Annotated in this window: 26 protein-coding genes and 1 tRNA gene; 23 read left to right on the forward strand and 4 right to left on the reverse strand. The window is 42.0% G+C overall.

Annotated elements, in window-relative coordinates; genetic code table 11:
- Positions 1–343: 343 nt before the first annotated feature.
- The 12 genes from RBB12_RS14290 (at position 344) to RBB12_RS14345 (ending at position 11,035) form a co-directional block, all read left to right on the forward strand.
- A complete protein-coding gene (locus RBB12_RS14290; protein WP_306014635.1) occupies positions 344–850 on the forward strand; it encodes an AraC family transcriptional regulator in 507 nt (168 codons plus the stop codon).
- Between the two features lie 217 nt (positions 851–1,067).
- On the forward strand, positions 1,068–1,502 hold the full coding sequence (locus RBB12_RS14295; protein WP_306014634.1) for a GNAT family N-acetyltransferase: 435 nt from the start codon (positions 1,068–1,070) through the stop codon (positions 1,500–1,502).
- 1,119 nt (positions 1,503–2,621) lie between these two features.
- Entirely contained in the window at positions 2,622–3,830 is a 1,209-nt protein-coding gene (locus tag RBB12_RS14300; RefSeq protein ID WP_306014633.1) for a hypothetical protein, read from the forward strand.
- A gap of 81 nt (positions 3,831–3,911) precedes the next feature.
- Complete coding sequence (locus tag RBB12_RS14305) at positions 3,912–4,562, forward strand: hypothetical protein (protein WP_306014632.1); 651 nt, start codon at positions 3,912–3,914, stop codon at positions 4,560–4,562.
- A 216-nt stretch (positions 4,563–4,778) separates the two neighbouring features.
- Complete coding sequence (locus RBB12_RS14310) at positions 4,779–5,912, forward strand: NAD(P)/FAD-dependent oxidoreductase (protein WP_306014631.1); 1,134 nt, start codon at positions 4,779–4,781, stop codon at positions 5,910–5,912.
- A complete protein-coding gene (locus tag RBB12_RS14315) occupies positions 5,909–6,619 on the forward strand; it encodes a methyltransferase domain-containing protein (protein WP_306014630.1) in 711 nt (236 codons plus the stop codon). The genes RBB12_RS14310 and RBB12_RS14315 overlap by 4 nt, the downstream gene beginning before the upstream one ends.
- Positions 6,620–7,672, forward strand: a complete 1,053-nt coding sequence (locus tag RBB12_RS14320; protein WP_306014629.1) for a type III polyketide synthase — start codon at positions 6,620–6,622, stop codon at positions 7,670–7,672.
- Between the two features lies 1 nt (position 7,673).
- Positions 7,674–8,468 carry an enoyl-ACP reductase gene (locus RBB12_RS14325; protein ID WP_306014628.1) on the forward strand — a complete coding sequence of 265 codons (795 nt, stop codon included), beginning with the start codon at positions 7,674–7,676 and terminating at the stop codon, positions 8,466–8,468.
- Position 8,469: 1 nt separating this feature from the next.
- Positions 8,470–8,907, forward strand: coding sequence for a 3-hydroxyacyl-ACP dehydratase FabZ family protein (locus RBB12_RS14330; protein WP_306014627.1), 438 nt, complete (start codon positions 8,470–8,472; stop codon positions 8,905–8,907).
- Positions 8,904–10,178 (forward strand): beta-ketoacyl-[acyl-carrier-protein] synthase family protein, encoded by a 1,275-nt coding sequence (locus tag RBB12_RS14335; protein WP_306014626.1) that lies wholly within the window; start codon positions 8,904–8,906, stop codon positions 10,176–10,178. The genes RBB12_RS14330 and RBB12_RS14335 overlap by 4 nt, the downstream gene beginning before the upstream one ends.
- A gap of 18 nt (positions 10,179–10,196) precedes the next feature.
- Positions 10,197–10,448, forward strand: coding sequence for an acyl carrier protein (locus RBB12_RS14340; protein WP_306014625.1), 252 nt, complete (start codon positions 10,197–10,199; stop codon positions 10,446–10,448).
- Complete coding sequence (locus RBB12_RS14345) at positions 10,448–11,035, forward strand: 4'-phosphopantetheinyl transferase superfamily protein (RefSeq protein ID WP_306014624.1); 588 nt, start codon at positions 10,448–10,450, stop codon at positions 11,033–11,035. The genes RBB12_RS14340 and RBB12_RS14345 overlap by 1 nt, the downstream gene beginning before the upstream one ends.
- A gap of 148 nt (positions 11,036–11,183) precedes the next feature.
- Here RBB12_RS14345 and RBB12_RS14350 read toward each other — a convergent pair whose 3' ends face one another.
- Complete coding sequence (locus RBB12_RS14350) at positions 11,184–11,867, reverse strand: metal-dependent hydrolase (protein ID WP_306014623.1); 684 nt, start codon at positions 11,865–11,867, stop codon at positions 11,184–11,186.
- Between the two features lie 175 nt (positions 11,868–12,042).
- Between RBB12_RS14350 and RBB12_RS14355 the strand changes: the two genes are divergently transcribed.
- Together RBB12_RS14355 and RBB12_RS14360 are read left to right on the forward strand one after the other, a co-directional pair.
- A complete protein-coding gene (locus RBB12_RS14355; protein WP_179384539.1) occupies positions 12,043–12,456 on the forward strand; it encodes a 6-carboxytetrahydropterin synthase in 414 nt (137 codons plus the stop codon).
- A 27-nt stretch (positions 12,457–12,483) separates the two neighbouring features.
- Positions 12,484–12,558 (forward strand) — tRNA-Val (locus tag RBB12_RS14360).
- Between the two features lie 10 nt (positions 12,559–12,568).
- On the opposite strand, the gene murF is transcribed toward RBB12_RS14360, so the two are convergent.
- Positions 12,569–13,840: a UDP-N-acetylmuramoyl-tripeptide--D-alanyl-D-alanine ligase gene (gene murF, locus RBB12_RS14365; RefSeq protein ID WP_306014622.1), complete on the reverse strand. Its 1,272-nt coding sequence runs from the start codon at positions 13,838–13,840 to the stop codon at positions 12,569–12,571.
- Between the two features lie 63 nt (positions 13,841–13,903).
- Positions 13,904–15,553 carry a gliding motility lipoprotein GldJ gene (gene gldJ / locus RBB12_RS14370; protein ID WP_293282694.1) on the reverse strand — a complete coding sequence of 550 codons (1,650 nt, stop codon included), beginning with the start codon at positions 15,551–15,553 and terminating at the stop codon, positions 13,904–13,906.
- A 391-nt stretch (positions 15,554–15,944) separates the two neighbouring features.
- On the opposite strand from gldJ, the gene porV reads away from it, so the two are divergent.
- The 6 genes from porV to RBB12_RS14400 all read left to right on the forward strand — a co-directional run bounded on the left by porV (position 15,945) and on the right by RBB12_RS14400 (position 22,205).
- A complete protein-coding gene (gene porV / locus RBB12_RS14375; protein WP_306014621.1) occupies positions 15,945–17,090 on the forward strand; it encodes a type IX secretion system outer membrane channel protein PorV in 1,146 nt (381 codons plus the stop codon).
- A 78-nt stretch (positions 17,091–17,168) separates the two neighbouring features.
- On the forward strand, positions 17,169–17,660 hold the full coding sequence (locus RBB12_RS14380) for a cytidine deaminase (protein ID WP_306014620.1): 492 nt from the start codon (positions 17,169–17,171) through the stop codon (positions 17,658–17,660).
- Between the two features lie 81 nt (positions 17,661–17,741).
- Entirely contained in the window at positions 17,742–18,740 is a 999-nt protein-coding gene (pdhA, locus tag RBB12_RS14385) for a pyruvate dehydrogenase (acetyl-transferring) E1 component subunit alpha (RefSeq protein ID WP_127140643.1), read from the forward strand.
- Positions 18,741–18,744: 4 nt separating this feature from the next.
- The gene (locus RBB12_RS14390) at positions 18,745–20,397 is read left to right on the forward strand and encodes a pyruvate dehydrogenase complex dihydrolipoamide acetyltransferase (RefSeq protein ID WP_306014619.1); all 1,653 of its coding nucleotides are present in this window, start codon (positions 18,745–18,747) and stop codon (positions 20,395–20,397) included.
- Positions 20,398–20,476: 79 nt separating this feature from the next.
- Positions 20,477–21,421, forward strand: coding sequence for a M28 family metallopeptidase (locus RBB12_RS14395; RefSeq protein ID WP_306014618.1), 945 nt, complete (start codon positions 20,477–20,479; stop codon positions 21,419–21,421).
- 106 nt (positions 21,422–21,527) lie between these two features.
- Positions 21,528–22,205: an SDR family NAD(P)-dependent oxidoreductase gene (locus RBB12_RS14400; protein ID WP_306014617.1), complete on the forward strand. Its 678-nt coding sequence runs from the start codon at positions 21,528–21,530 to the stop codon at positions 22,203–22,205.
- Between the two features lie 19 nt (positions 22,206–22,224).
- Here the strand turns inward: RBB12_RS14400 and maoP are convergent, their stop codons facing one another.
- Positions 22,225–23,469, reverse strand: a complete 1,245-nt coding sequence (gene maoP / locus RBB12_RS14405; protein ID WP_306014616.1) for a DUF413 domain-containing protein — start codon at positions 23,467–23,469, stop codon at positions 22,225–22,227.
- A gap of 105 nt (positions 23,470–23,574) precedes the next feature.
- Here maoP and RBB12_RS14410 point away from each other — a divergent pair, with 105 nt between their 5' ends.
- The 3 genes from RBB12_RS14410 to RBB12_RS14420 all read left to right on the forward strand — a co-directional run bounded on the left by RBB12_RS14410 (position 23,575) and on the right by RBB12_RS14420 (position 26,775).
- On the forward strand, positions 23,575–24,174 hold the full coding sequence (locus RBB12_RS14410; protein WP_306014615.1) for a SprT-like domain-containing protein: 600 nt from the start codon (positions 23,575–23,577) through the stop codon (positions 24,172–24,174).
- Positions 24,175–24,237: 63 nt separating this feature from the next.
- Positions 24,238–25,317 (forward strand): mannose-1-phosphate guanylyltransferase, encoded by a 1,080-nt coding sequence (locus RBB12_RS14415; RefSeq protein WP_306014614.1) that lies wholly within the window; start codon positions 24,238–24,240, stop codon positions 25,315–25,317.
- A 3-nt stretch (positions 25,318–25,320) separates the two neighbouring features.
- Positions 25,321–26,775, forward strand: a complete 1,455-nt coding sequence (locus RBB12_RS14420) for a DUF389 domain-containing protein (RefSeq protein WP_306014613.1) — start codon at positions 25,321–25,323, stop codon at positions 26,773–26,775.
- Position 26,776: the final 1 nt, after the last annotated feature.

Raw genomic sequence — 26,776 nt, forward strand, 5'->3', positions numbered from 1 at the left:
GCAATTGGCATTCACCAATATTGATTTGCCAAAAAATACAATTTGTAGCAAATCATTTGTAATGTAAGTGCAAAAGATTTTCAAATGTCTAGAATGACAATTGTAGTAATCGATACTAGGTATGGAAACTTTGGTAAATTGATTTAAGCCCGGCTGTTGGTTTAATAGTTTGTTAATTAAATTATTCTGTAGGTGTATTGTCCATATGATAAGAACCTAGTTAAGAAAGAGTCGAATGGATAGCATGTATCTCAACATTTTACTTTTATTTATTGCCTCCGTTTTGGTGTCCATTTTGTTAGTGTTGACATTGTTGTTGGTGAGGGTCTATAGGGGGTCTGTAATGGATAAAAATTCAAATTCCAAACCACAGCCACGAAAAACCATCTTGGAATCTAACAACATGTATAGCCGAAACGGTATTTCCAAGAATGTCGCAAGTGAATTTAAAGACATCATTATTGAAAAAATGAAAGTAGGTGAGCATTATATCAACCCTGATTTTAAACTCAGGGACTTAGCTAAATTGGTTTCATTATCTAAACACCAAACTTCCCTTGTTTTGAATCAAGAACTTCAAATGGATTTCAATTCTTTCATAAATAGTTTAAGAATTGAAAAGGCCAAAGAAGTTCTTGCCAACAATAAAAGGATACAAATTGGCGAGGTGATGTACCAAGTAGGATTCAATAACTCAACAACATTCAATCGAGCTTTTAAAAAAAACACTAATCTTACACCTAGAGAATTTGTGGCTCTTGTAGAAAAACAGAAATTGAGGGAAGAGGGGAAAAAAGTACCGGATTTTCGAATTGCAAGAAACAACTTTAAGATTGCAGAGGAGTGCTAATCAATTATCTCTTTTTAAGAAAGGCAATTAGAATTTTATGGAAGCATTCGTCAGCCTTACTTTTAAACCGTTAAAAATCCGTTCCAAAAGTATCTAAAAGCAATTTGATAACATTCTTGTTCTCTTTCGCATTATTTGTGAATTCACCTTATTTAAACTCCAGAACGTCATTATGTTTAACGGAATGTCAGTAACAAGCTAAATCACTCATATAGAAATGAAAAAAGATTTCACTATTGAAAATTGTGACAAGGATGATATAAAGAAAATCATTGACGGAATTAATGAATACAACTTGAGTAAAGTTCCAGCAGTTGCTGACGTCTGGACTCCTTTGGAGTTTGTAGCTAAGAATGGTAAAGGAATCGAAATTGGCGGAATATTGGCTGGTATTGGATATTGGAATGGTCTTGAGATAAAAATTCTATGGGTAAAAGAGCAGTACCGAAAAAAGGGAATAGGAACTAAAATTTTAAAACACGTAGAAAAAATAGCCACTGACAAAGGAGCAAAAATTTCAATATTGGATACGTTTGATTTCCAAGCTGAGATTTTTTATCTTAAAAATGGATATAAACCAATCGGTGAGATAAAAGGTTTTCCAAAGGGGCATAGACGAATATATTTCTCGAAAAATTTACAAGTAAATTAAGCCAGTTGCTAACAATGTATTTAACCTGCTGGGGCAGTCATGAATTCAAGATTTTTGCTTTCTTTTGGTAAGTTTGTTCAAGCCAAAAGAAAGTGCATCGACCTCGCCCACAAATGATATATGCAATATGTTTGGATGGGTTTTGAAAGTCTCTGTCCCTTTCCAAGTTGGTGCCTTTTTCCTTTTAGTGATTATAGCCTTTCTAAAAATCTATGGATTTTATATTGACGGTTATTCGAGGGGGGGTGTTTAATTTTTATTGTTTAATTTTGAATTACACGAAAGGCGAATGCGTTAAGTGGTCTGTAATTCGGTTAGCAGTTAAAGCATAAGCAAGGATAAACTCTGTAAATATAAGGGTTAACAGGGAAGGTTCGAATCCCTCAGCGCCCACCTAGTAAAAAACCTTCGATTTTTCGAAGGTTTTTTTGTTTTAAGACCTGGCCAAGGATTTTTTCTTTACTCTTTTAAGACTCGCTAATGATTCTCTTTCCTTTGTAGAAGCCCATATTGAGTCGGTTTGTTAAAAATTGATTTTTATGGGCAATTCCATTTTGTTGAAAAAATAATGAAGTAACGGCATTTGTAGTGGCATTTGCCTCGCTCGGTAGTATTAGTTAAGGGGAAGCTTTCAGCGCGAAAACTTTGTTTTACTTGCTTTCTTATCGATTTCAGATTTTTGATTAGGTTTTTTAAAGGCGCCGTTTAATTGAACTTTCAGTATAAAACGAGTTAAGAGTTTACTTTTTCGGTACGCTTAATTGGCTTACCATTTAGATCTTTTTTTACCCCTAAGATGAAGTTTGGTTTATCATGACCAATTGACCACTATTCCATCCTTTTACCGAAAATTGAATTTTTAATAAATAGAAAATTCCTACATTTATAAAAATTAAAACAAGCAATTCCGACAGTAACTTGTTATATGCATTTATACTCAAACAGGTTGACGTAAATAGCTCATGATATACCACCTTTCATTAAAGCCGAATTGAAAATTTAAATCAATAAAAATCTTAATGGCAGGAAATATAAGACCGAGTTGTGCCATGATTCGGATAGGCAACCACTATGTTTTTAGCTGAATATTCACCATAATCAATTAAATCTTTAAATCGAATGCGCAATACCATCCTTTTAACATGTATCTTCTTATTTTTCCAAACCATTCATTCCCAGTATGAAAATGGCTATATCGTAACCGCAAATGGGGAAAACAAATTTGGATTAATCAAAAACCAAAATTGGAACAATAACCCTGAAAGAATATACTTTAAAACAAATCCGGAAACACCTGAACAAGTTATAGAAATATCAAGACTCACCAAATTTGGCATAGGAAACGATATCAAGTTCGTCATTAGCGAAGTGGACTTGGATTTGAGTTCAGATAAAATTGGTAACCTGACCAGAGATAAAAAGCCAATATTTGAAAAAAAATCCATAGCACTTAGAAAATTGATCGAGGGCACGATTTCTTTGTTTGAGTATCAATTTTCAAATGGAACCAGATTTTATGTTAAAAAGGCGGATGGAGATTTTGAAGCATTGGTTTTTAAAAAGTATTTGGTGTCGGGAAATCGTGTTGGTATCAATGAGCACTATAAACAACAATTGAGTCTTTTGTTTTCTGATAAGAGTAGTGAACTGCAAAAGGATTTGGAACGATTGAGCTATTCAAGAAAATCACTCTCCAAAATAATCTCTAAGTACAACCTATTGAGCAATTCCAACAGCATTAGTTACACCGAGAAAATAAGGAGTAAGGCCAAGTTGCACATTACCGTATTCGGGGGTTTGGAACAAACCAGTGTGAGTTATCAATTTCCCAATGTTGCCACATTAAATCCTTCATTTGACGACATATCAAGATCAATATTGGGAGCAGAGTTGGAATTATTGGTGTTAAACAACAAGTTGGGCATATTTTCCGGTTATAGTATCAAGTCAGAGGTTTCAGAATCTGTAGTCATCCAAACTTCAGTGGAAGACATTACCCAAACAGCTACGCTTTCTTTTAACAATAACACGGTCTTTTTTGGTGCTAGAGGCTATATTCCAACAGTTAAAAATTTAAATCTGGTTATTAATGCAGGGATTACAGTAGAAACTGTGAACAACTTTTCATTAACCTTTGATTTATCATTAATTGAGGAGAATTTTAAAAGGAATAGCGGATCAGAATTTTTTGGAATTGGATTAGAGTATAAAAAGGTGTTTGCAGAAGCGCGCTTTTTCAGTAACAGAATGTTCGCGGAAAATGTTTCGAACAGTGTTTCTGTTGACAATTCAAACGTGAATTTTAGGCTGGGATATAAAATACTTTGATGTTGAGCCCTATGATGGAATGTCAATCAGTGGGCAGTGTGTATCAAATTTTAATCAACAACCATACAATATCTAATATCAATGCGAAAACTATTTTTTCTTTCCCTACTAATAACCATTTCTTGCAATAATAATGATAGTGAATCAAGCCCGGTGGATATGGGGTTTATAGAAAGCTTTGTCAATCAGGATAGTGAAATTTTAATTGAACCCATTTCAAAATTCAATCTTGATTATGAAATTTCTTCCGCGACCTCTCGGGGTTACATATTTGAACCAATGTTTGATATGGAAATCACGGATATTGGCGGTATTATGGCTGCCACAGGTAGTTATGAGATTGAACTTTTTCAACTTGAGGGGGATTCAAGCTACATAAGAGACCTTTCTCCACTATATACTTTCAATATATCAATCACTAAGGTTGGGGAATTCCAGTTCCAATCATTAAATAATGCATTGGTACTTGAGGCAAATAAAAGATATTTACTTAAATATTTTGATGAAAATCATGACTCAGTATATGATATTCTAGTTCCTGAAAAATATAAGGGTGAGTTCTTTGTTCAACCACAAAAAATAGGTGACCTAAATTTGGAATATGTGTATTATGCATATCATATATCTTCGGAATTGACTGGGGGGAATGAATTCGTGCAGGAGGGAGTCTTCTCGAATAATAAATTATTCTTACGAGGCGTACCTGACTTTAAGTATCAAATAAAAAAATAATTCCACCAAGTAAAAACCTTCGATTTTTCGAAGGTTTTTTTGTTTTTAGACCTGACCAAAAATTCTCCTATTTCTTCAAACTGCTTTTGCGAACTAAGGTATTTTCAAAACCTAAAGCACTGGTTTATTCCTTACATTTACTGTAAAAGATTTGCTAGAGGTGTTGTCTACAGGAAAAGAATGCTCTCCGAAACACCAGGACATCAAGGATTTTAAATGACAGACCAACAATATGACGTTATTATCGTAGGAGGTGGTTTGGCCGGGTTGACCAGTGCCATTCACTTGGCAAAACATCAGTTTCGGGTACTGATTATCGAAAAAGACAGTTTTCCCAAGCATAAGGTCTGCGGGGAGTATATTTCCAATGAAGTTTTGCCCTATCTAAACTATCTTGGTTTTGATCCCTTTCAATTCGGTGCCCAGCGCATTACCGACTTTGAGCTCACTACACACAACAATAAAGTGATTAAGGCAAAATTACCGTTGGGCGGATTCGGTATCAGTAGGTACGAAATGGATCATCAGCTATATCGACTAGCGGTTCAGCAAGGTGTTTCGGTGGTCCAAGACACAGTGGTCGATGTCCTTTTTAAGGATGATATATTTCAGGTTCAAACCAAAAAGGGTCAAAGTTTCACTTCAAAAATCACCTTGGGCACCTTTGGCAAGCGGTCCAATCTGGATATAAAGTTCCAACGTGCGTTCATCCAAGAAAAATCTCCATATTTGGCCGTGAAAACCCATGTGTCAGGAGATTTTCCGAACAATAAGGTGGCACTGCATAACTTTAAGGGAGGCTATTGCGGTGTTTCCAAGGTGGAGAAGAATCACATCAACCTTTGTTATATCACTAGTTACGTCGCTTTCAAAACCTACAAAGATATCGATGACTTCCAAGATCAGGTCTTATTTCAAAACAAGGCGCTCAAGGAGGTTTTTCAACATTCAACCCCCGAATTTGAACAACCCCTGACCATTAGCCAAATTTCTTTTGCGACCAAAAACCCCATCGAAAACCATATGATCATGTGCGGTGATTCGGCAGGTATGATTCATCCGCTATGCGGCAACGGCATGGCCATGGCCATCCGGAGTGCACAATTGGCATCTGATCTTATTATTCCCTATCTTCAAAAGAAAATTGCAACAAGGTCCGCATTGGAGCGAGCGTATGCCAAGGCATGGAAAAGAACATTCCGTTTTAGGTTAAAAGTTGGGCATTTTATTGCCTATTTGTTCAGACAGGATTGGCTCGCACCAAAAATACTCTTAGTTTTAAGAGCCGTACCTTTTTTGCTCCCGTCAATCATTAGGATGACACACGGAAAACCGATGAAAACTCAATGAGCCTGTTTGTAGATACCACTTCGAGGAGCAATGACGCAGAATTAATGGACGATTTTTCCATGAAGGGCGAATTGCTCCGTGATACCTTGGATAAGCTCGGCACCATAAATAAATGGTTGGGCGGCAATCGTGTGACCTTGAATGGTCTTCGCCAACTATTGGAACATCAACCCAAGGAAAAGGTGTACACCATTGTTGACATAGGATGCAGTCATGGAGATATTTTGAGGTTGATAGCGGATTATGGGCGAAAGCATGACTACTCCTTCCGGCTGATCGGGATTGATGCCAATCAAGATGCGATTGATTATGCGAAGGAATTATCGGAGGCTTATAATGAACTGTCGTTTAGGAAGCTGGACGTTTTTTCCGAAGCGTTCCAAGCCATGGAGTACGATATTGTCCTCTCCACCCTCTTTCTGCACCATTTGGATGAGACCGAAATTCGATCGCTGTTGCAGCTGATGTCCACCAAGGCTAAATTAGGGGTGGTCGTTAACGACCTGCATCGAAATCGATTGGCGTATGGCTTGTTCAAATTATTGGGAACGGTAATATCGAACCACATGATCGTGCAGGACGGATTGACGTCCATTTTGCGGGCCTTCAAGCGCAAGGAAATCGAACAGATATCAGATCAACTCAATCTAAACTCAAAAATTAGTTGGAAATGGGCTTTCCGCTACCAATGGCTAATTAAACCCTAAATGGCAGTAAAAATAACATCCGTTGCAAAGCAACTACCAAAATATAGCAGGGAAACCAAGGACATTTTACCATACGTTGAACTTTGGCTCGAAGGACAGGAGGAGCGTTTTAAACGGAAAGTCCTTAAGATCTTTGAGAACGCCGCGGTGGATAAGCGCTATTCCATTATGGCGCCCGAAGAGGTTTTTTTAAAGACCTCGTTCGAAGAAAAAAACGACATTTATGTGCGAGAATCCATAAAATTGGCAGAAAAGAGCTTGTTGAAGGCGTTGGACAAGGCCCAATTAAAGCCAACGGATTTGGACTACATCATCACGGTGAGCTGCACGGGCATTATGATTCCCTCTTTGGATGCTTATTTGATCAATCGTTTAAAACTGAAACAGGATATTGTTCGGCTGCCTGTGACCGAAATGGGATGCGCTGCGGGAATTTCTGGGATTTTGTACGCCAAGAATTTTTTAAAGGCCAATCCCAACAAGCGGGCCGCAGTAATTGCTGTGGAATCCCCGACAGCAACCTTTCAATTGGATGATTATTCGATGGCCAATATTGTAAGCGCGGCCATCTTTGGTGATGGATGTGCCAGTGTCATTCTGTCCTCCCATGAAAATGAGGAAGGGCCAGAAATCAAGGATGAGGCGATGTATCATTTTTTTGATGCAGAGCATATGATGGGATTTAAACTTCGGAACACGGGCCTACAAATGGTTTTGGACCCATCCGTTCCACAGACCATTACGGATCATTTCCCAAAGATCATTCATCCTTTTTTGGAACAAAACGGACTGACCATTGAACATATTGATCATTTGGTGTTTCACCCCGGGGGAAAAAAGATAGTCCAAACCGTAGAAGATCTGTTCGGTGCCTTGGGGAAAAATATCGATGACACCAAAGAGGTTTTGAGATTGTACGGAAATATGAGCAGTGCCACGGTACTGTATGTGTTGGAACGATTTATGGACAGAAAATTGCCCAAAGGGGACAAGGGCATCATGCTGAGTTTTGGACCTGGGTTTTCTGCGCAACGAATTTTATTGGAGTGGTAAGATGAAAGAATTTACAGATACAAATTATTGGGCTTTAATCCTCGGAGGCAGTAGCGGACTGGGGTTGGCAACGGCAAAGAAATTAGCCCAACACGGCATGAACATCTGCATTGTGTACCGTGGTCCCCGAATACAGGAGGAAGCCATTCAAAAGGAATTTGAAACAATAGTGCAGGAAGGTGTTCAATTCAAGGCCTTTAACTCGGATGCCTTTAATCCGCAGAAAAGGGAGACCTTGATCCAAGATTTGAAAACGGTTTTGGGGACTCAACAAAAAATTCGTGTTATGGTGCACAGTGTGGCCAAGGGCAACCTCAAACCCATGGTGTCAAAAGGGGAACCGGAGCTTAAGCACGATGATTTTACCTTGACCATCCAAGCGATGGGGATAAGTTTGTACGATTGGACCAAATCGATTTTTGAGGCTGATTTGTTTGCCACTGACGCCCGAATCATCAGTTTTACCAGCGAAGGCAATTCCAAAGCCTGGCGTAGCTATGCGGCCGTTTCGGCAGCCAAGGTTACCCTCGAGGCCATTAGTAGAAATATGGCGTTGGAGTTTGCACCCTTCGGTATCAAGGTCAACTGTATTCAAGCAGGGGTTACGGACACCACTTCCTTGCGCATGATTCCCGGGAGCGATCAAATCATAAAACATACCTTAAAACGAAATCCGAATAAACGGTTGACCACTCCTGAAGATGTGGCTAATGCAGTGTATTTATTAACGAAAGACGAAGCCGCTTGGATCACGGGAACGGTGATTCCTGTGGATGGTGGCGAACATTTGGTGTAACATGGAGGCGGAAGAAATCATAGCATTATTGCCATATCAATCCCCATTTTTGTTTGTGGACGGGATTACGGCCATTTCTGAACATTACATCACGGGGCACTATACCTTTAAAAAGGATGAATTCTTCTATAAAGGCCATTTTAAGAACAACCCCATTACTCCAGGAGTGATTATTACGGAGTGTATGGCGCAAATAGGTTTGGTTTGTTTGGGAGTGTATTTGATTAAGGATGAATTGGGCAATGAACAAAAACCACAAATTGCCTTAACCTCCCATCAAATGGATTTTTATTTACCCGTATTGCCCGGACAAAAGGTTGTTGTACACTCGGAAAAGGAGGTGTTTCGTTTCAACAAGTTAAAATGTAAGGTAAAAATGCTGAACGAGAAGGAGGAGCTTGTCGCAAGAGGTATAATTTCAGGAATGTTGAAGGTATGAAGCATCGCGTTGTCATCACAGGATTGGGAGTAGTTGCACCAAACGGTGTTGGTATTCCACAGTTCACGGAAGCGATTAAAAATGGAACTTCCGGTATCTCATTCCATCCACAATTAAAAGAACTCAACTTTTCTTGCCAAATTGGAGGCATCCCACATATCACTGAGGAATTGAAATCCGATTATTTTACGGAATTGCAGCTAAGGGGCTTTAATAGTTCTGGTATTTTATATGGTTGCATTGCAGGTGTGGATGCATGGAAAGATGCTGGATTGGAGGTTCACCCAGCAAGCGAACTGGATTATGGCTCTGGGCTCATTTTTGGAACGGGAACATCGGGTGTGGATAAATTTAGGGAGGCCATTTACCAATTGGATGACGGAAATGTAAGACGATTGGGCAGTACCGTGGTGCTGCAGACCATGGGCAGTGGCGTTAGTGCGTATTTGGGAGGTATGATGGGGCTGGGAAATCAGGTCACTACCAACTCGTCGGCGTGTACTACGGGAACCGAAGCAGTTTTAATGGGATACGACCGTATTGCCCACGGAAGGGCCAAGCGCATGCTGGTAGGCAGTTGCAGCGACCATGGGCCTTACGTTTGGGGAGGTTTTGATGCCATGCGGGTGATGACCTACAAGCATAATGATGAACCGGAAAAAGGTTCCAGGCCCATGAGTGGCTCGGCATCCGGTTTTGTGCCCGGAAGTGGGGCAGGGGCACTGGTGTTGGAATCTTTGGAATCTGCAATGGAACGTGGTGCAACGATTTATGCTGAAGTTCTGGGGGGTGAGGTCAACTCAGGAGGGCAACGCCAAGGGGGGACGTTAACGGCACCCAATGCAGAAGCCGTGCAACGCTGCATAAAAAACGCCCTTGCTCATTCGGAGGTAAACCCAAATGAAGTGGATGCCATCAACGGACATCTTACCGCCACTGCTAAAGACCCTTTGGAAATTGAAAACTGGACCAAGGCATTGGGTAGAAAGGGTGAGGATTTTCCCTTTATCAATTCCACCAAATCCTTGATCGGGCATTGCTTGGCCGCGGCAGGCGCTATTGAATGTGTGGCCAGTATCCTTCAGATAAAGGAACAGTTTTTGGCGCCGAACATCAATTGTGACGACCTCCACGAGGATATCAAGGGAATGATTGCCACTTCCAAAGTGCCTACCCAAACCCTACATCACAAAGTTGAGGTGGTGGCCAAGGCCAGTTTTGGTTTTGGCGATGTAAATGCCTGTGTTTTATTTAAGCGATTTATACCTTAACTTACCGATTAAAAAGCTATGGACAGAGAACAACTCATTATCAAATTAAAACCCATCATTAAGCCATATATCCAAGATGAAGAAGCTTTCAAGAACTTGTCCGAGGATACAGATTTTGTGAATGATCTTAAAATCAACTCGGCCAATTTAGTGGACATTATCTTGGATATTGAGGACGAATTTGATATCCGGTTGGAAAACGAGGATATGGAACAAATGCTGGATGTAAAGTCGGCCATGAACATTGTCACCTCCAAAATAGGGAAGTAATGGTGGGCAACGACCTTGTTGATTTAAATGAAGCGCGGCGCACTTCTAATTGGCAACGTCCTCGATACTTGGACAAAATCTTTACCTCAAACGAACAGGGATACATTAAGGGTGCCGAAAATCCCTTTCTAATGGTCTGGCGGTTATGGAGTATGAAAGAGGCTGCCTATAAACTATATACCCAAATATATCCCAGCCGATTCTACAATCCTTTGGGGTTCGAATGCGAGGTCACCTATCAGTCGGGATTGGTCAAATTCAAGGACTTTCTATGTTATGTTGAAACCAAGGAGACACTCCATTACATTCTCTCCGAAGCGAGGTTGAATCCACAAAGCTTAGGATCTGCCATCATAAAGTTCAAATGTACGGGACAAAGGGAGCAAAGTGAAGAACTAAAGACAAGGCTCCTCCATGGTGTTGATGATTCCTATCAACTAAAAAAGAACAAAATGGGAGTTCCGTCATTGACCAATGGGAAACAACTACTTTCTGTAAGCCTTACCCATCATGGAAGTTATGGGGCTTTTGTTATCGACCATTGTTTCAGAAATGGCGATGAAAGCATAGGAAATGAGGCTATCTAAAAGCAGTTTACCTGTCAGTTCGAGCGCCCGCCTGCGGCAGGCAGGCAGTCAAGGATTTAAGGTTTATGTGTTGATAATCAAAATCTTACTCTGCAATCTACCAAACAAAGTTCAAATATTACCGCATTTTAGATAGCCTCATGAGTCTTTAAATGGAAATGGATTCCCCAATATCAGGCAGCATCAGTTTTTTGCCCTTCTTGTCGAAATGTTCCACGGCCTTGGTTTTGTCAATTTTGATGGGAGGAAAGGTATCGTAGTGGCATCCGATAATTTGATTGCATTGGACAAAATTACTGGCAATGGTTGCATCTTCGTATCCCATGGTAAAATTATCGCCAATGGGCAAGATAGCGATGTTCAGTTTGGGACAGGTCATGGGTATCAATTCCATATCCTTGGTCAAGGCCGTATCGCCCGCATGGTAGATGCAATGGGAGTCATCATAGAGCACAAAACCGCCAGGATTTCCACCGTTGCTTCCGTCGGGCAGCATGCTCGAATGGATAGCGCTTACATATTTTACCGTTCCAAAATCGAAGGCATACTTTCCGCCATGGTTCATTCCATGTCCGTCAATCCCCTTTTCCGCGAACCAGCTGACCACTTCAAAGTTGGAAACCAACTTCGCCTTTGGGTTGTTCTTTGCAATGGTCTCCACATCGAGTACATGGTCTTGGTGCCCATGGGTCACAAAAATATAATCGACCTTTAAGCTGTTGATGTCAATTTCCTTGGCCATTTCGTTGCCAGAGATAAAGGGGTCGAACAGAATTGTTTTTCCGTTCATTTCAATTAAAAAGGAAGCATGGCCCAAATAGGTGATTTTCATATGATTTTATTTTTAGATATTGTTTGATGTGTTTAAGCCTCAAAAATTTTAGCGATTTGCCTAAAGTTAGGAATTACGCGTCTCAATTTCAATGCAAAATGAAACAGATTGCTACTCTTGAAGAATTTTTTGGCTCCCTAATTTGGATTGCAGAAAAAGGGTTTAACTTTGCAGCATGATTGCGACAATTTGCAGAAAAGCCCATTTTAACGCTGCCCATAGGCTCCACAATCCCAAGTGGAGCAAGGAAAAGAACATAGAAGTGTTCGGGAAATGCAACAGCCCAAGCTTTCACGGTCATAATTTTGACCTTGAGGTACGAATTAAGGGTGAAGTGGACCCCGATACTGGTTTTGTTATGGATTTGGCTGATTTGGGTGCTTTGATCAAGGATGAGGTAGAGGAGCGTTTTGATCACAAAAACTTGAACGAGGATTGCCCAGAGTTTGAAAATTTGCTCCCGACCACGGAATATTTCGTTAAAGTAATCTACGATATTCTAAAGCCGAAGCTTAAAAAAGGGCAATTGTTGCATATTACCCTGCATGAGACATCAAAGAACTCCGCAGAGTATGGAGATTGGGATTAATTTCCGATATTGCAGCCCGATTTTAATGGGATATTAGCTCAGTTGGTTTAGAGCGCTGCCTTGACAGGGCAGAGGTCACTGGTTCGAATCCAGTATATCCCACTTTTCTTTTCTATAGCAAATCCAATACTCGCTCCAAAGCCATTCCCCTAGAACCTTTTATCAAAACGGCTCCTTTTTCCAAAGGATTTCTTTGGAGATACTTTTTTAAATCATCAAAAGAAGGGAATGTGGGCAGCGACGTTTCGGTGGCATGAAAATTTTCGCCCACCAAATACGCTTGATCAAACTGGAATTTCTCTACCATATCCGCAATCGTCTGATGTTCTTCCTTCGCGGTATTGCCCAATTCGAACATGTCCCCCAAAATAAGGACTTTTTTGTCCGCGGCCATCAACACAAAATTCTCCAATGCAGCTTTCATGCTTGTGGGATTGGCGTTATAGGCATCCAACACAATATCATAACCGTTTTTGGATAGGATTTGCGAGCGATTGTTTTGAGGGGAATAGAGTTCCAGGGCCTGTTTGATAGCTTCCAAGGGAACATTGAAATATTTTCCGATCAGAATGGCGGCACAGCAATTGGTGAAATTATACTTGCCGATGAGTTGGGTCTGTATGGGCATGCCCTCTACTTGGATGGATACGTAGGGGTTTGCGCCCAGATATTGTATGTTGTAATAGGTGGGGTCGGTTGTGCTGAAACCAATTTTTTTGGTATAGTGTTGTAGTTTTTCTTTCTGGATGGGGTCGTCGGCATTGAGAAAAATGAATTTATTGTCGGCCATTAAATGGGCGTAAAGCTCGCTTTTTCCCCGAATCACCCCTTCCACGCCGCCAAAACCTTCAAGATGGGCCTTGCCAAAATTGGTGATATACCCAAAATCGGGCTGTGCGATACTGCTCAATAGTTCGATTTCTCCTTGGTGATTGGCCCCCATCTCCACAATGGCGATTTCGGTGTCGTTTTGAATGGAAAGCAAGGTCAAGGGAACCCCAATGTGATTGTTGAGGTTGCCTTTGGTGGCAACGGTTCTGTATTTTTTGGAGAGCACGGCATTGATAAGCTCCTTGGTAGTGGTCTTCCCATTACTGCCCGTCAACGATAAAATCTTCGCCTTGGACTGTTTCCTGTGGAATTGGGCCAGTTGCTGCAATGTGTTCAATACATCATCAAAAACGATGCATCGGTCACCGGCGAAGGATTCTTCGTCAATGACAACGTAAGCGGCTCCCTTTTTAAGAGCTTCCTGCGCAAAGGCGTTACCGTTAAAATTTGGGCCTTTTAAGGCAAAAAACAGACAGTTTTCGGTGATTTTCCGTGTGTCCGTACAAATTGTGGGATGCTCCAAAAATAGAGCGTGTAACTCTTCCAATGTCATAAATCGAAGATAAAAAAAAAGCCCCGACCTTTTGGGCCGGGGCTTTTAAAATGATCTCATAATTTATCTTGCCTTCTTGTGACGTACTGTTTTGTTGGATCTTGATTTTGATCCCACTCTGGACATGGCACATCTAAAGCCAATATCGTCGGTTGCCATATACTGTGGCAAATATCTACGTTGTGCAGGATCTAACCAGTAGGCCCTGTCTCTCCAAGAACCACCTTTGTACACGCGAACCTCGTTGTTGATCAGTGAAGTCCTGTAGTTGGATTCATCATATTGACGAACCAATTCACCATCTTCGTTACGTTCTACCTTGTGTTTAGGGGCATCGTACATTCTTTGGTTGTCGTCCTCATCCGCAAAACGGCTAAAGAATCTGGAGGAACCTGGGTCACCATCCCTAAATCCACGGTTATCGCTCTTATCGAAATTGGTTCTCAAATAAGTTTCCTCCTCAGTTACCGGTACTTCCTTGATTTCTCCGGGAAGGTTGATGGCTACAATTTTTCCGTTGGGCAGTGTATCGTAAACAATTTTGTCTTCCAAGATTTCAACTTTTCCATCTTCACCGATTGCCTTTTTCATGAAGACGTTACCGCGGTAATAGTTGAAATCGCTGATTTCGTCATCCACAATAGGACGATAGACGTCGGCCACCCACTCGTTTACGTTTCCGGCCATGTCGTACAATCCAAAATCGTTGGGCTTGTATGATTTTACTTGCGCAGTAATGTCGGCGCCGTCATCGGACCATCCTGCAATACCGCCGTAATCTCCTTTTCCTTGTTTGAAGTTGGCCAATTGGTCTCCACGACCTACGCGTTGTCCATTACGGGTGTAGTCACCTTCCCAAGGATATTTTTTTCTACCTCTATAGTTGTTGTACTCCCTGGTCCCCACAAGTGCTTGTGCGGCATATTCCCATTCCGTTTCCGTAGGAAGTCTATATTCTGGCATAATCACACCGCTGCTTCTTTTGGCAAAGGTGTTGATGGAATCTCTTTTTTGTTTTCCTTGCAAGGAATCAATTTGACCACCATAAACAGATTCTGGATTGTTCAGGTAAGCCTCTGTACTAAAGGTGCCATTGATTTCGCCGTTCAATACTTTGTATTTGGCATCTTCGGCAAGGTATCCTTCCCTTTCCAACATCACCTCGTTCACCCTATCGGTTCTCCATTCGGCATATTGGGTCGCTTGAACCCAGTTTACGCCCACTACAGGATATTCCGCATAGGCAGGGTGCCTTAGGTAGTTATTGGTCATGGTTTCGTTAAAGCCCAATCGGTTTCTCCATACCAAAGTGTCAGGAAGAGCTCCTTCATAAATATTGGCATATGTTGGATTGTCGGGAGGGTAAACCTCTTTCAAATAATCCAAGTACTCCAAATACATTACGTTGGTAACCTCGGTTTCGTCCATATAAAAAGATTGGACGTGCTGTTGCGTCGGTGTATTGTTCCAATCATGCATTACATCATCTTGGACTTTACCTTTGGTGAACGTTCCACCCTCTACAAATACGGTCCCTGGAGGCGTTTCTTGCTCCTTGAAGTCAGAATTGTATTGAAATCCGCCTTCTTTGGCATTGATTTTCCATCCAGTGGCTCTGGAAACATTCTTGGATGAAGAAGAGTTTTTACAACTGGAAAAACCTCCCATTACAACGGCGCAAGAAAGTACAACTTTGATTAAGTGTTTTTTCATAATTTGGGCTTAAGTACTTTAAAACCTGTGCTTTTCAATTCAGGTAATTTAGTCTTGTTTTGATTTTTTTAAACCTTCGATGGCATTAGAACGATGTTTTCACCATTATATTTTGTGCTCATCAAATATTTCTGGCCATGCCTCATTTCTGAACATGCCACATCTTTGTAACGGTGTTTGTCACTAATTAGTATGGAAAGGATGCTTTTTAACGGATTGGAAAAGTTGCAGGTGTGGTTTATTACCTTTTAACCAAAATACTGATGTTTTGGACGATTAACATTAAAATTATGTATCGAGATATAAGATTTTTGTCAAAACACCGTTTAATTTGTACTGTTTCAAAAACTTTAATTGAAACGAGGACTAGACGAATTGCTAAAATTTTAGAATGAAAAAGTTATTAATCGTGGTTGCTTTCCTTGTAATTGCACCACAGCTTAGCGCTCAACAAGAAAGAGCAATCACCACAGCTGTTCCCTTTTTGACCATTGCGGCTGATGCAAGGGCCTCTGGTATGGGAGATATGGGTGTTGCCACTTCTTTCGATGTGTATTCCCAACAATGGAACCCTGCCAAATATGCATTTGCTGACCGTAAAATGGGAATCGGGGCCAGTTATACCCCGTATTTGGAAAGTATCGTGAACGATGTTTCCTTGTTGAACGCCAACTTTTACAACAAATTGAACGATCGAAGCGCATTTGCCTTTGGCTTGCGCTATTTTGGTTTGGGTGAAATCGAACTACGACAAACCTTTGACCAAACAGCGACCATTGTTAAGCCCAACGAATTTGCGTTGGACGGTTCGTACGCCCTAAAATTGAGCCAATCCTTTTCCATGGCCGTAGCTGGACGTTTTATCAGTTCTAATTTAAGGTTTCAGGACGGTACGCAAGACTCTCAAGCTGCCAATTCTTTTGCGGTTGACGTGGCCGGTTTTTACCGTTCCCCAGAAATCGCATATCAAAACTTTGATGGCCGTTGGAGAGCAGGTTTCAATATTTCCAATTTGGGTGGTTCCATCCAATACGATGAGGGCGGACAGGAGAACTTTTTGCCCACCAACCTTAAATTTGGAGGCGGCTTCGATTTTATTTTCGATCAAGACAATATATTGGCCATCAACACGGAGTTTAACAAACTATTGGTGCCGACGCCAAGGGATTTCAATGGTGACGGACAAATTACCATTGAGGACAATGATGAATACCAACAAATCGGATTCTTTAGTGGAATTTTTGAGTCGTTTGGGGACGCGCCCGGTGGATTCAGCGAAGAGTTGAAGGAAGTAACATGGGCTCTGGGAGCTGAGTACCGCTTTAGGGAAGCTTTTATGTTGCGTAGTGGTTATTTTAACGAGAGCGAGGAAAAAGGTTCAAGAAAATTCTTTACGCTTGGGGCCGGATTTAAGTACAAAACAGCACAAATCGACCTTTCCTATCTCTTCTCCACCTCACAAGTTAGAAACCCATTGGAAAACACCTTGCGATTCTCGCTTAGGTTCGATATCGGTGAGGAGTTTTACAACGACTAAAAGCATAGCAAAATACATAACATAAGAAAACCTGTCCTCGGACAGGTTTTCTTATTTTTGGAATACACGCGACAGTACATGAAAAAAAAGAAAATTGCTTTTGATCTGCTCATCTTCGATACGCTATCAGACTTGTCACAAAACGACCAAAAATTGTTAAAGGATGCCATAACGGCCCGCTCCGATGCCTACGCACCCTATTCCAAGTTCAAGGTTGGCGCGGCAGTACTTTTGGAAAATGGCGAAGTCGTTATAGGCAATAATCAGGAAAATGCTTCCTATCCTTCGGGACTTTGTGCGGAAAGGGTAGCGGTTTTTCAGGCAGGCGCCAGATATCCAGGAGTTCCAATTCTAGCAATAGCCATCAGTACATTGCCCTCGCTGAAAGCGGATGCGATTCCTGCTGCGCCTTGCGGTAACTGTAGGCAATCCATTGTCGAATACGAGCAGAGGCAACAGTCGCCCATATCCCTCATTATGGGCTCGGAAAAAGGCCCCATTTACAAATGTAGCTCCATGGGCGATATACTGCCCTTGGTCTTCGATGGCTCATTTTTGAATGATTCTTAATTCAAATCTTTTTCCAAAACAGATATATATGTATTTTTGCTGTCCCCGACCACAGGGGAAATTCATTTAATACTACTGTAGATGAAAAAAATCACCAAAGAAGTTTACCTTAAATGGTATGAGGACATGTTTTTCTGGAGGAAATTCGAGGATAAACTTGCCGCTGTGTATATTCAACAAAAAGTAAGAGGGTTTCTTCACCTGTACAATGGTCAGGAAGCCGTTTTGGCAGGTGCGCTTCATGCCATGGACCTTGAAAAGGACCGTATGATCACTGCTTATCGAAACCACGTCCAGCCGATAGGTATGGGAGTGGACCCAAGAAAAGTTATGGCGGAACTGTATGGAAAAGTAACAGGTACTTCCAAAGGAATGGGAGGTTCCATGCACATATTCTCCAAAGAACACCGCTTTTATGGTGGACACGGTATCGTAGGGGGACAAATCCCTCTAGGAGCCGGTTTGGCGTTTGCCGACAAATATTTTAAAAGGGATTCTGTAACCCTTTGTTATATGGGTGATGGTGCTGTAAGACAGGGTTCGCTGCACGAAGCCTTTAACTTGGCCATGTTGTGGCAATTGCCCGTAGTATTTGTGTGTGAGAACAATGGTTATGCTATGGGAACTTCAGTAGCGCGTACATCACACTCCACAGATATCTGGAAATTGGGTCTTGGTTATGAGATGCCATGTGGACCTGTGGACGGAATGGACCCTGCCATTGTGGCCAAGGAAATGGATAAAGCCATTGAGCGTGCCAGAACAGGGGGCGGTCCAACCTTCTTGGAGATGAAAACCTACAGGTATCGCGGTCACTCCATGTCGGATGCGCAGCATTACAGAACAAAAGAAGAAGTAGAAGAGTATAAAAAGATAGACCCAATCACTCAGGTAAAAGACGTCATCCTTGAGAAAGGTTATGCCACCGAAGACGACCTTAAGAAGATTGACAAGAAGGTGAAGGATTTGGTGAAAGAGTGCGAGAAATTTGCCGAAGAGTCGGACTTCCCTCCATTGGAGCAATTGTACGACACGGTTTACGAGCAAGAGGACTATCCATTTTTACAACATAAATTATAATTAGATGGCAGAAGTAATCAACATGCCTAGATTGAGCGATACCATGGAAGAAGGAACCGTGGCGAAATGGCTCAAGAACGTAGGGGACAAAGTCGAAGAAGGGGATATTTTGGCCGAAATCGAAACCGATAAGGCCACTATGGAATTTGAATCTTTCCATCAAGGAACATTACTCCATATCGGAATACAGGAAGGAGAAGGAGCCCCGGTTGATTCACTTTTGGCCATTATTGGAGAAGAAGGAGAAGATATTTCCGGTCTGTTGAATGGTAGTGCAGAGGGTGGTTCAAGCGCATCCGAAGAAGAAAAGGATGCCGAGCCCGAAGCAGAAGAGAGTTTAGCTGACGACAATAGCGACGAGGCCGCCGAGATTCCTGATGGAGTGGAAATCGTGACCATGCCCCGTTTGAGTGATACCATGGAAGAAGGAACCGTGGCCAGCTGGTTGAAAAATGTAGGGGACAAAGTCGAAGAAGGCGATATTTTGGCCGAAATCGAAACGGATAAGGCGACCATGGAGTTCGAATCGTTTTACGCAGGAACTTTGTTGCACATCGGAATCCAAGAGGGCGAAGGAGCTCCGGTCGATTCACTTTTGGCCATAATTGGCCCAGAAGGAACCGATGTGGATGCCGTGCTGAAAGCTCAATCATCCGGTGGTGCCAAGAGCAAGCCTAAAAAAGAGGCTTCCAAGGAAGAAGAAGCATTAACAACTGAGGATTCTTCTCAAAAAGAAGCAACGACAACTACCGCACATGACGGTCAGCGCATATTTGCCTCACCTTTGGCCAAAAAGATTGCCGATGAGAAAGGCATCAACCTGGCCGATGTAAAAGGTACGGGCGATAATGGTAGAATTGTCAAAAAAGATATAGAAAACTTCAAGCCTTCGGCACAGCCAGCTGCACCAGCTACATCCGATAAAGCCGCAGAAACTGCTGCGCCGGTAGCTCCAGTGAACTTGCCTGTGGGAGAGGAAAGTGTGGAAGAAGTGAAAAACTCCACCATGCGCAAGGTGATAGCCAAGCGTTTGGGCGAGTCCAAATTTACGGCGCCACATTACTATCTTACCATCGAGGTGGATATGGACAATGCAAAAGCATCCCGTGCGCAAATCAATAATTTGCCGGATACCAAGGTTTCGTTCAACGATATGGTATTGAAAGCATGTGCCATGGCCCTTAAAAAGCACCCTCAAGTAAACACGACTTGGAATGGCGACACTACCATTTACAAGCATCATGTGCACATGGGCGTAGCCGTAGCCGTGGATGAAGGTTTGGTGGTTCCCGTAATCAAGTTTGCAGACCAGATGACCTTGAGTCAATTGGGAAGTTCCGTAAAAGATTTGGCAGGTAGGGCAAGAAGCAAGAAAATCAAGCCAGAAGAAATGGAAGGAAGTACCTTCACGGTTTCTAATTTAGGTATGTTTGGCATTCAGGAGTTTACTTCCATTATCAATCAGCCTAACTCGGCCATTTTATCTGTCGGAGCCATTGTAGAGAAACCCGTTGTGAAAAATGGGGAAATCGTCGTGGGAAGTACCATGAAAGTTACTTTGGCCTGTGACCACAGAACCGTTGATGGTGCTACTGGAGCCCAGTTCCTTGAAACTTTGAGGGCATACTTGGAAAATCCAGTGACCATGTTGGCATAGACATTCCATAACTTATACATAGAAAGCATCCTTTTCGGGATGCTTTTTTTATCTTTAGAATATTCAAAAAACAACAGGAATGAAACTATTGTATTCTATTTTTGCCGCACTGATCATGGTAAGTTGCGGCTCTGGTCAAATGACCCAAACCCCTTTTGCTCCAACTACTGCCGAACGTATTGGTGAAATGATGAACTACTTGGCAAGCAACGACCTTAAGGGTAGGGAAGCGGGAAGCGAAGGCATTGAAATGGCAGCTGTTTATATCGAGAATTACTTCAAGTCGTACGGACTTACCCCTTATTTTGAAAGTTACAGGGACACCCTTTCCAATTTTCAAAAGCCATCTTATAATCTAGTGGGTATGATAGAGGGTAATGATCCGGAGTTAAAAGATGAATTTATTTTGATTGGCGCGCACTATGACCATATTGGAGTTGTAAATCCCGAAAATGGTGACGCCATAGCCAATGGGGCCAACGACAATACCTCTGGAACCATTAGTGTTTTGGAAATGGCCCGTTATTTTGGGACACAGAAAACCAATAAGCGCAGCCTTATTTTTGTCCTGTTCAGTGCCGAAGAAAAAGGCTTGTTGGGATCAAAGCATTTGGCCAAGAAGCTGAAAGAAGAGGGGTTGAATCTCTACACCATGCTCAATTTTGAAATGACAGGGGTGCCCATGCAGGACAAAGATTATTTAATGTACATCACAGGATATGAAATGTCCAATTTGGCAGAGGTCAGTAACACCTATGCCGGAGAAAATCTGGTTGGGTTTCTGCCCACTGCAAAGGAGTTCAATCTGTATCAGCGGTCGGATAATTTTCCGTTTCATCAAGAGTTTGGTGTGCCTTCGCATACCTTCTGCACGTTTGATTTCACCAATTTCGCTTATTACCACAAACCGGGGGATGAAGCGGGGTTAATGGATTTTGAACACATGTCTACTGTGGTGAACAAAACCATTCCGGTCATAGAAAAAATAGCCAACGCAGCCAATCAAGAAATTAAGTTAAACTAAGTTTAAAGTATCACATCGAGCTTCTGGCGGATGTATGGGCAGACAGGTAAGGTGTGAAGGTTTTTACAGATTCAGGATTTCTCGGGAATCATAAATGCAATAACATATGGCCAATATCATAATAACAGGAACGAGTAGGGGAATAGGATTTGAACTGGTTAAGCTTTTTGCGCGGGAAGGACATCAAGTGTTGGCCTTGTCCCGTAATGAAGCACCGGTAAAGAAGCTCAATTTGCCCAATGTGGACTCCTTTCCCTTTGATTTGGGCAATCCAAAGGACTATCAAAAGCTATTGGGCTTTTTGGAAGATTGGCATGTGGTGGACGTACTAATTAATAATGCAGGCAGCTTGCTGAACAAGCCATTTTCTGAAACGACTAGGGAAGAATTTGAAAGGGTTTACAAAGTAAATGTCTTTGGTGTGGCCGAAATGACAAGAGCCGTTTTGCCTATGATGGGTCAGGAAGGGCATGTGGTAACGGTGAGCTCCATGGGTGGCGTGCAGGGCAGCATGAAGTTTCCGGGACTATCCGCATACAGTTCCAGCAAAGGGGCCGTGATTACGCTAACCGAACTGTTGGCCGAGGAGTACAAAGAAACCGGACCCAGTTTTAATGTGTTGGCCTTGGGCGCGGTACAGACCGAAATGTTGGAGGAAGCCTTTCCAGGGTACAAAGCCCCTGTCACCGCCTTAGAGATGGCGACCTACATCAAGGATTTTGCATTGACAGGGCAAAAACTCTACAACGGCAAGTTGTTGCAGGTAAGCAATAGTACGCCGTAGGGATTGATTACTGTGCTTTTCAACAGACGGGCACCCAGAATTCATTTTCCAAAATGAATTCTTTAAATGAAACGGGTTTAGGTCGATCACCTTTAGATTTAATCTCAAACTTTCCTTTTTCCTTGTTCCATTTCATCATAACTGACGTAAAATCTAAATCTGAATAAACATCGTACGCATTTTTTAGTAGGAGTAGCGTTTCGGTTAGTTTATTCAATGATTTGATGCGATTTGAAGAAGCCTTCCCGAGAACATTTTGTTCGATGTATGTTCTGTCGTTTGGGTTGATACTGTCATAGTCTTTGTTCAATAAATGTTTTAAAGTTTTGTCATCATTGATTTTAGTCACCATGTGCTTTAGATTTTGAATGAATACCGGAGCGATGGCGTTTTTTTCCTTCCCTAGATTGTATTCTGAATAATTATAAGTAATCAAGGAATTTTCCTCTGGTTTTAAAATCCCAAAGGGAATTAGTTTTAAGGTGAATTTGGTGTCAGTTCCAAATCTTGGTATCTCCACATCCAAGAAAAAAACAGCATACTTGGATTTTATGAGTGCTGGACTTTTGGTAAAAACACGAATATCAAAACTATCAGGTAGGATCAAGGCCAAATCTTTGTTGGATGAGATTGACTTTCGCCAGTCACAAGAGGATTCTTCTTTTTGGAGGAAGGTGTATCCTCCATGAATGTCCCGGTAAGCCCCAACAGTTGAGCTGCAAGTACATCCGCAAGTAGGGTAGCTGCCCCATATTTTTAAGTATCCGTTTTTGGAGTCATCAATCTTGTTAAAATCAAGTTTTTCACCATTGTCGGTGTCATCAAGTAAGGCTTGACAATCTTTAACCCGTTCCCACAATTGATGGGATAACGATTCTCCCTGAGCGGATACCCACGTAGAACCTAAGACCATAAGGCTGCATATCAAGAACCTCATTTTTCTTATTTTCTTCCAATCCTCCCGATCATCTTTCATAAGCTTTTTTTGATTGCTCAGTTTGTTTTGCTCAAAAAGTTCCTTCCTTTTCAAGTACAACCAAAAAATCCTTGCATACTTTTCGGTCGGGGGTGCATCAGTGTCAAGATTTTGGCAAAACTCCTCCTGTTTTTTGGTCAGTGGTGTCAAAGTGCCATCGTAAAGGGCATTCATCCATGCACCGAACTCATTTAATATTTCGTATTCTTCGGGTGTTAAAACCGGTCGCATAAAAGAGCACTCAATTTTTAACTTTCTGAAGGCCATATGATCTTTTACAGTATTCATAGGTGTCTATTTTTTAAGATTTGGGTTAAAACGTTCTAAAGATGTTAAATTTGGACCAAAGTTTAGGTGCCCAATTGACGGATGCCCGTTTTCAATTGACGAATGATGGAAATGACCCTTCAAAAATATCTTCCAGAGCTTGCAGTGACTCCTTGTTTTGAATTGATCAAAACCCATGGGGTGCACTTGAAAATTGTGAATCATCGGGTTACACGGCACGGGGATTACCGCAGATTGCCCAACGGACTGCACCTAATTACCGTTAATGCTTCACTCAACAAATATCGATTCTTGATTACGCTCGTCCACGAAATCGCGCATTTGGTGGCCTTTGAAAGTTACGGTCGTCGAATAAAACCGCACGGAATGGAGTGGAAGCGTACCTTTCAGCATTTAATGGTGCCCTTTATTCGACCAGAAGTATTTCCGTCACAATTGTTGCCCATCATAGCGAACCATTTTAAAAACCCAAAGGCGAGCAGTAGCACGGATGCAAGGCTCTCGATTGCGTTAAAAGCTTTTGATGAGCAGGAACGGGAACATCATTATGTGTATGAGTTGCCAACAGGAAGTGTTTTTAGGTTGTACAATGGTCGATTATTCAAAAAAGGGAACAAAAAAGTAAAGCGATACGAATGCGTGGAATTGTCCACCGGCAGAGTATATTTGTTTCAACCGAATGCCGAAGTGGAGTTGGTTGAATAAACCATCCGTAATGAAAAATCAAAATGGATTCCTGCCTGCGCAGGAATGGAAGAACATATACAAATGAACAAGAATTATTACGCCGTATTGATGGCCGGGGGAGTGGGTTCCCGGTTTTGGCCCGTGAGTACATCTGCCAACCCTAAGCAGTTTCACGATATGTTGGGAACGGGAAAAACCTTGATTCAAAAGACCTTTGATCGTTTGAACCGATTTATTCCAACTGAAAACATTTTAATCCTCACCAATGAGCTTTACAACGATTTGGTATTGGAGCAATTGCCCATGGTGAAACAGGATCAAGTGGTGTTGGAACCTGCCATGCGCAATACCGCACCCTGCATCTTGTATGCATCACTCAAGATTCAGAAAATGAATCCTAATGCCGTTATGATCGTGGCTCCAAGCGATCATTGGATAGAGGATGAGGGGGCTTTTGAAAATGACGTGATTGCCTGCTTTGATAAATGCCAACAGGAACAAGCGCTATGCACCTTGGGCATACAGCCAACCTTCCCCAATACCGGCTTTGGCTACATCGAATTTGAAAAAGGAAGTGACGACAACCTGAAAAAGGTGTCTCAGTTCCGTGAAAAACCAGATTATGAAACTGCAAAGGAATTCTTGGCGCAAGGAAACTTTTTGTGGAATGCCGGAATTTTTATGTGGAGCGTGGAAACCATCGTGAATGCTTTCAAGAAATATCAGCCCGATCAATATGCATTGTTTGAAAAAGGGATTTCTACCTACAACACAGCAAAGGAGACGGCCTTTATTCAAGAAAACTATGCCAAGGCAGAAAACATATCCATAGATTACGCTATCTTGGAACAATCCAAATCTATTTACACTTTGCCTGCCACCTTCGATTGGAACGATCTGGGGACTTGGGGCGCATTGTATGATAAATTGGATAAGGACCCAAATGAGAATGCAGTCGTGAATGCCAAAGTACTTTTGGAAAACGCCAAGGGCAATATGATTCGTACGCCTAAGGATAAAGTGGTCGTAGTGGATGGTCTGGAAGATTATATCATTGTGGATAAAGAAGATGTACTTTTGATTTATCCAAAGGATAAACAACAGGATATAAAAAAGGTGTTGAACCAGGTAAAGGGTTCGTTTGGGGACCAGTTTGCATAATACATGAGTGAAGATCAAAAACCAGTGGACACCTCTCCTGGTCAGGATAGCGGGGATGAGGTAAAAAAGGATTTTAAGGGACTGTTGGGGAGTGTACGCAAGTTCCTCTCCGATTTATTGGAAATCCGCTCCAATACGGATGCGGCAGCCACCAAGGAATCCATTATAGCGGATATCCCTTTTAAAGGGCATACCTCTTGGATTTTGGTGTGTTCCATTTTTATTGCATCCATTGGGTTGAATGCCAACTCTACCGCAGTGGTAATTGGAGCGATGCTTATCTCCCCATTGATGGGTCCCATTTTGGGGATGGGCATGTCGTTGGCCATCAATGACATCGATACGTTGCGGCGATCGCTTAAAAACTTTACGGTCATGGTCACCTTAAGTGTCATCACCGCATTTTTGTTTTTCTACCTTTTTCCTTTAAGGGATGAATCCTCCGAGTTGCTCGCCCGTACCAAGCCCGATATTCGGGATGTACTCATTGCATTTTTTGGTGGACTTGCCCTGGTGATTGCACGTGCTAAAAAGGGTACCATCGCGAGTGTTATTTTCGGTGTGGCGATTGCTACGGCCCTGATGCCCCCGCTCTGTACGGTCGGTTTTGGATTGGCCATTGGGAAGCCATGGTATGCTGCAGGGGCCATGTATCTGTTTATCATCAACACCATATTTATAGGTTTGGCCACTTTCTTGGTCATCAAGTTTTTACGGTTTCCCATGGTACGCTATGCCAATTCTCATCGGAGAAGGCTTATCGCACGTTTGGCCTCCATTACTGGTATTTTGGTGATGATTCCCGCTGGGTTCACTTTCTATAATGTGTTCCAAGAATCCCTTTTTATGAAACAGGCCCAAAGTTTTTTGCAGGAAACCGTGGAAATTTATCAATTTGAGGGTGCTGGAAGGTATGTGGACAATCTGACCAAATTGGAATATGTGGATGATGGAACTTCGTTGATTGAAGTGGTATTTATGGGGGATGAGGCCGTTCCGGAGAATGTCGTCAACACTTGGCGCACACAAAAAAACCAGTACAATAGGCTCAAGGATGCCGAGTTGCACATTATTCAAGGGGGGAAGGACGATTCTGAGGAGAAGTTCAACTACGTGAGCGAACTGTACGAAAAGAACAAGGCCGAACTCTTGAACAAGGATGAACAGATCAGGTTATTGGAGGAAGAATTGGCCAGCTTGACCAAGAACGCTGGCAAACAGATTCCATTTCAGAATATTAGCGCGGAGGCCAAGGCCAACTATCAAAATATTGAGTCCTTGGGATTTTCCTACCAGCTACGTACCGATTTCAAAAAGGTGGATACTATTCCGGTTTTTGAAGTGGATTGGAAGAACGGCGTCAGTGCTTCCCAAAAGCAGGCCGACACCAAAAAGATGTTAGCTTGGCTAAAACTTCGTTTGCAGGATAGCACCTTGGTCATCAAAGAGGCCAACTGAT

This window comes from Allomuricauda sp. MMSF_3307 (assembly GCF_030733585.1).
In the GTDB taxonomy this organism is placed as follows: Bacteria; Bacteroidota; Bacteroidia; order Flavobacteriales; family Flavobacteriaceae; genus Flagellimonas.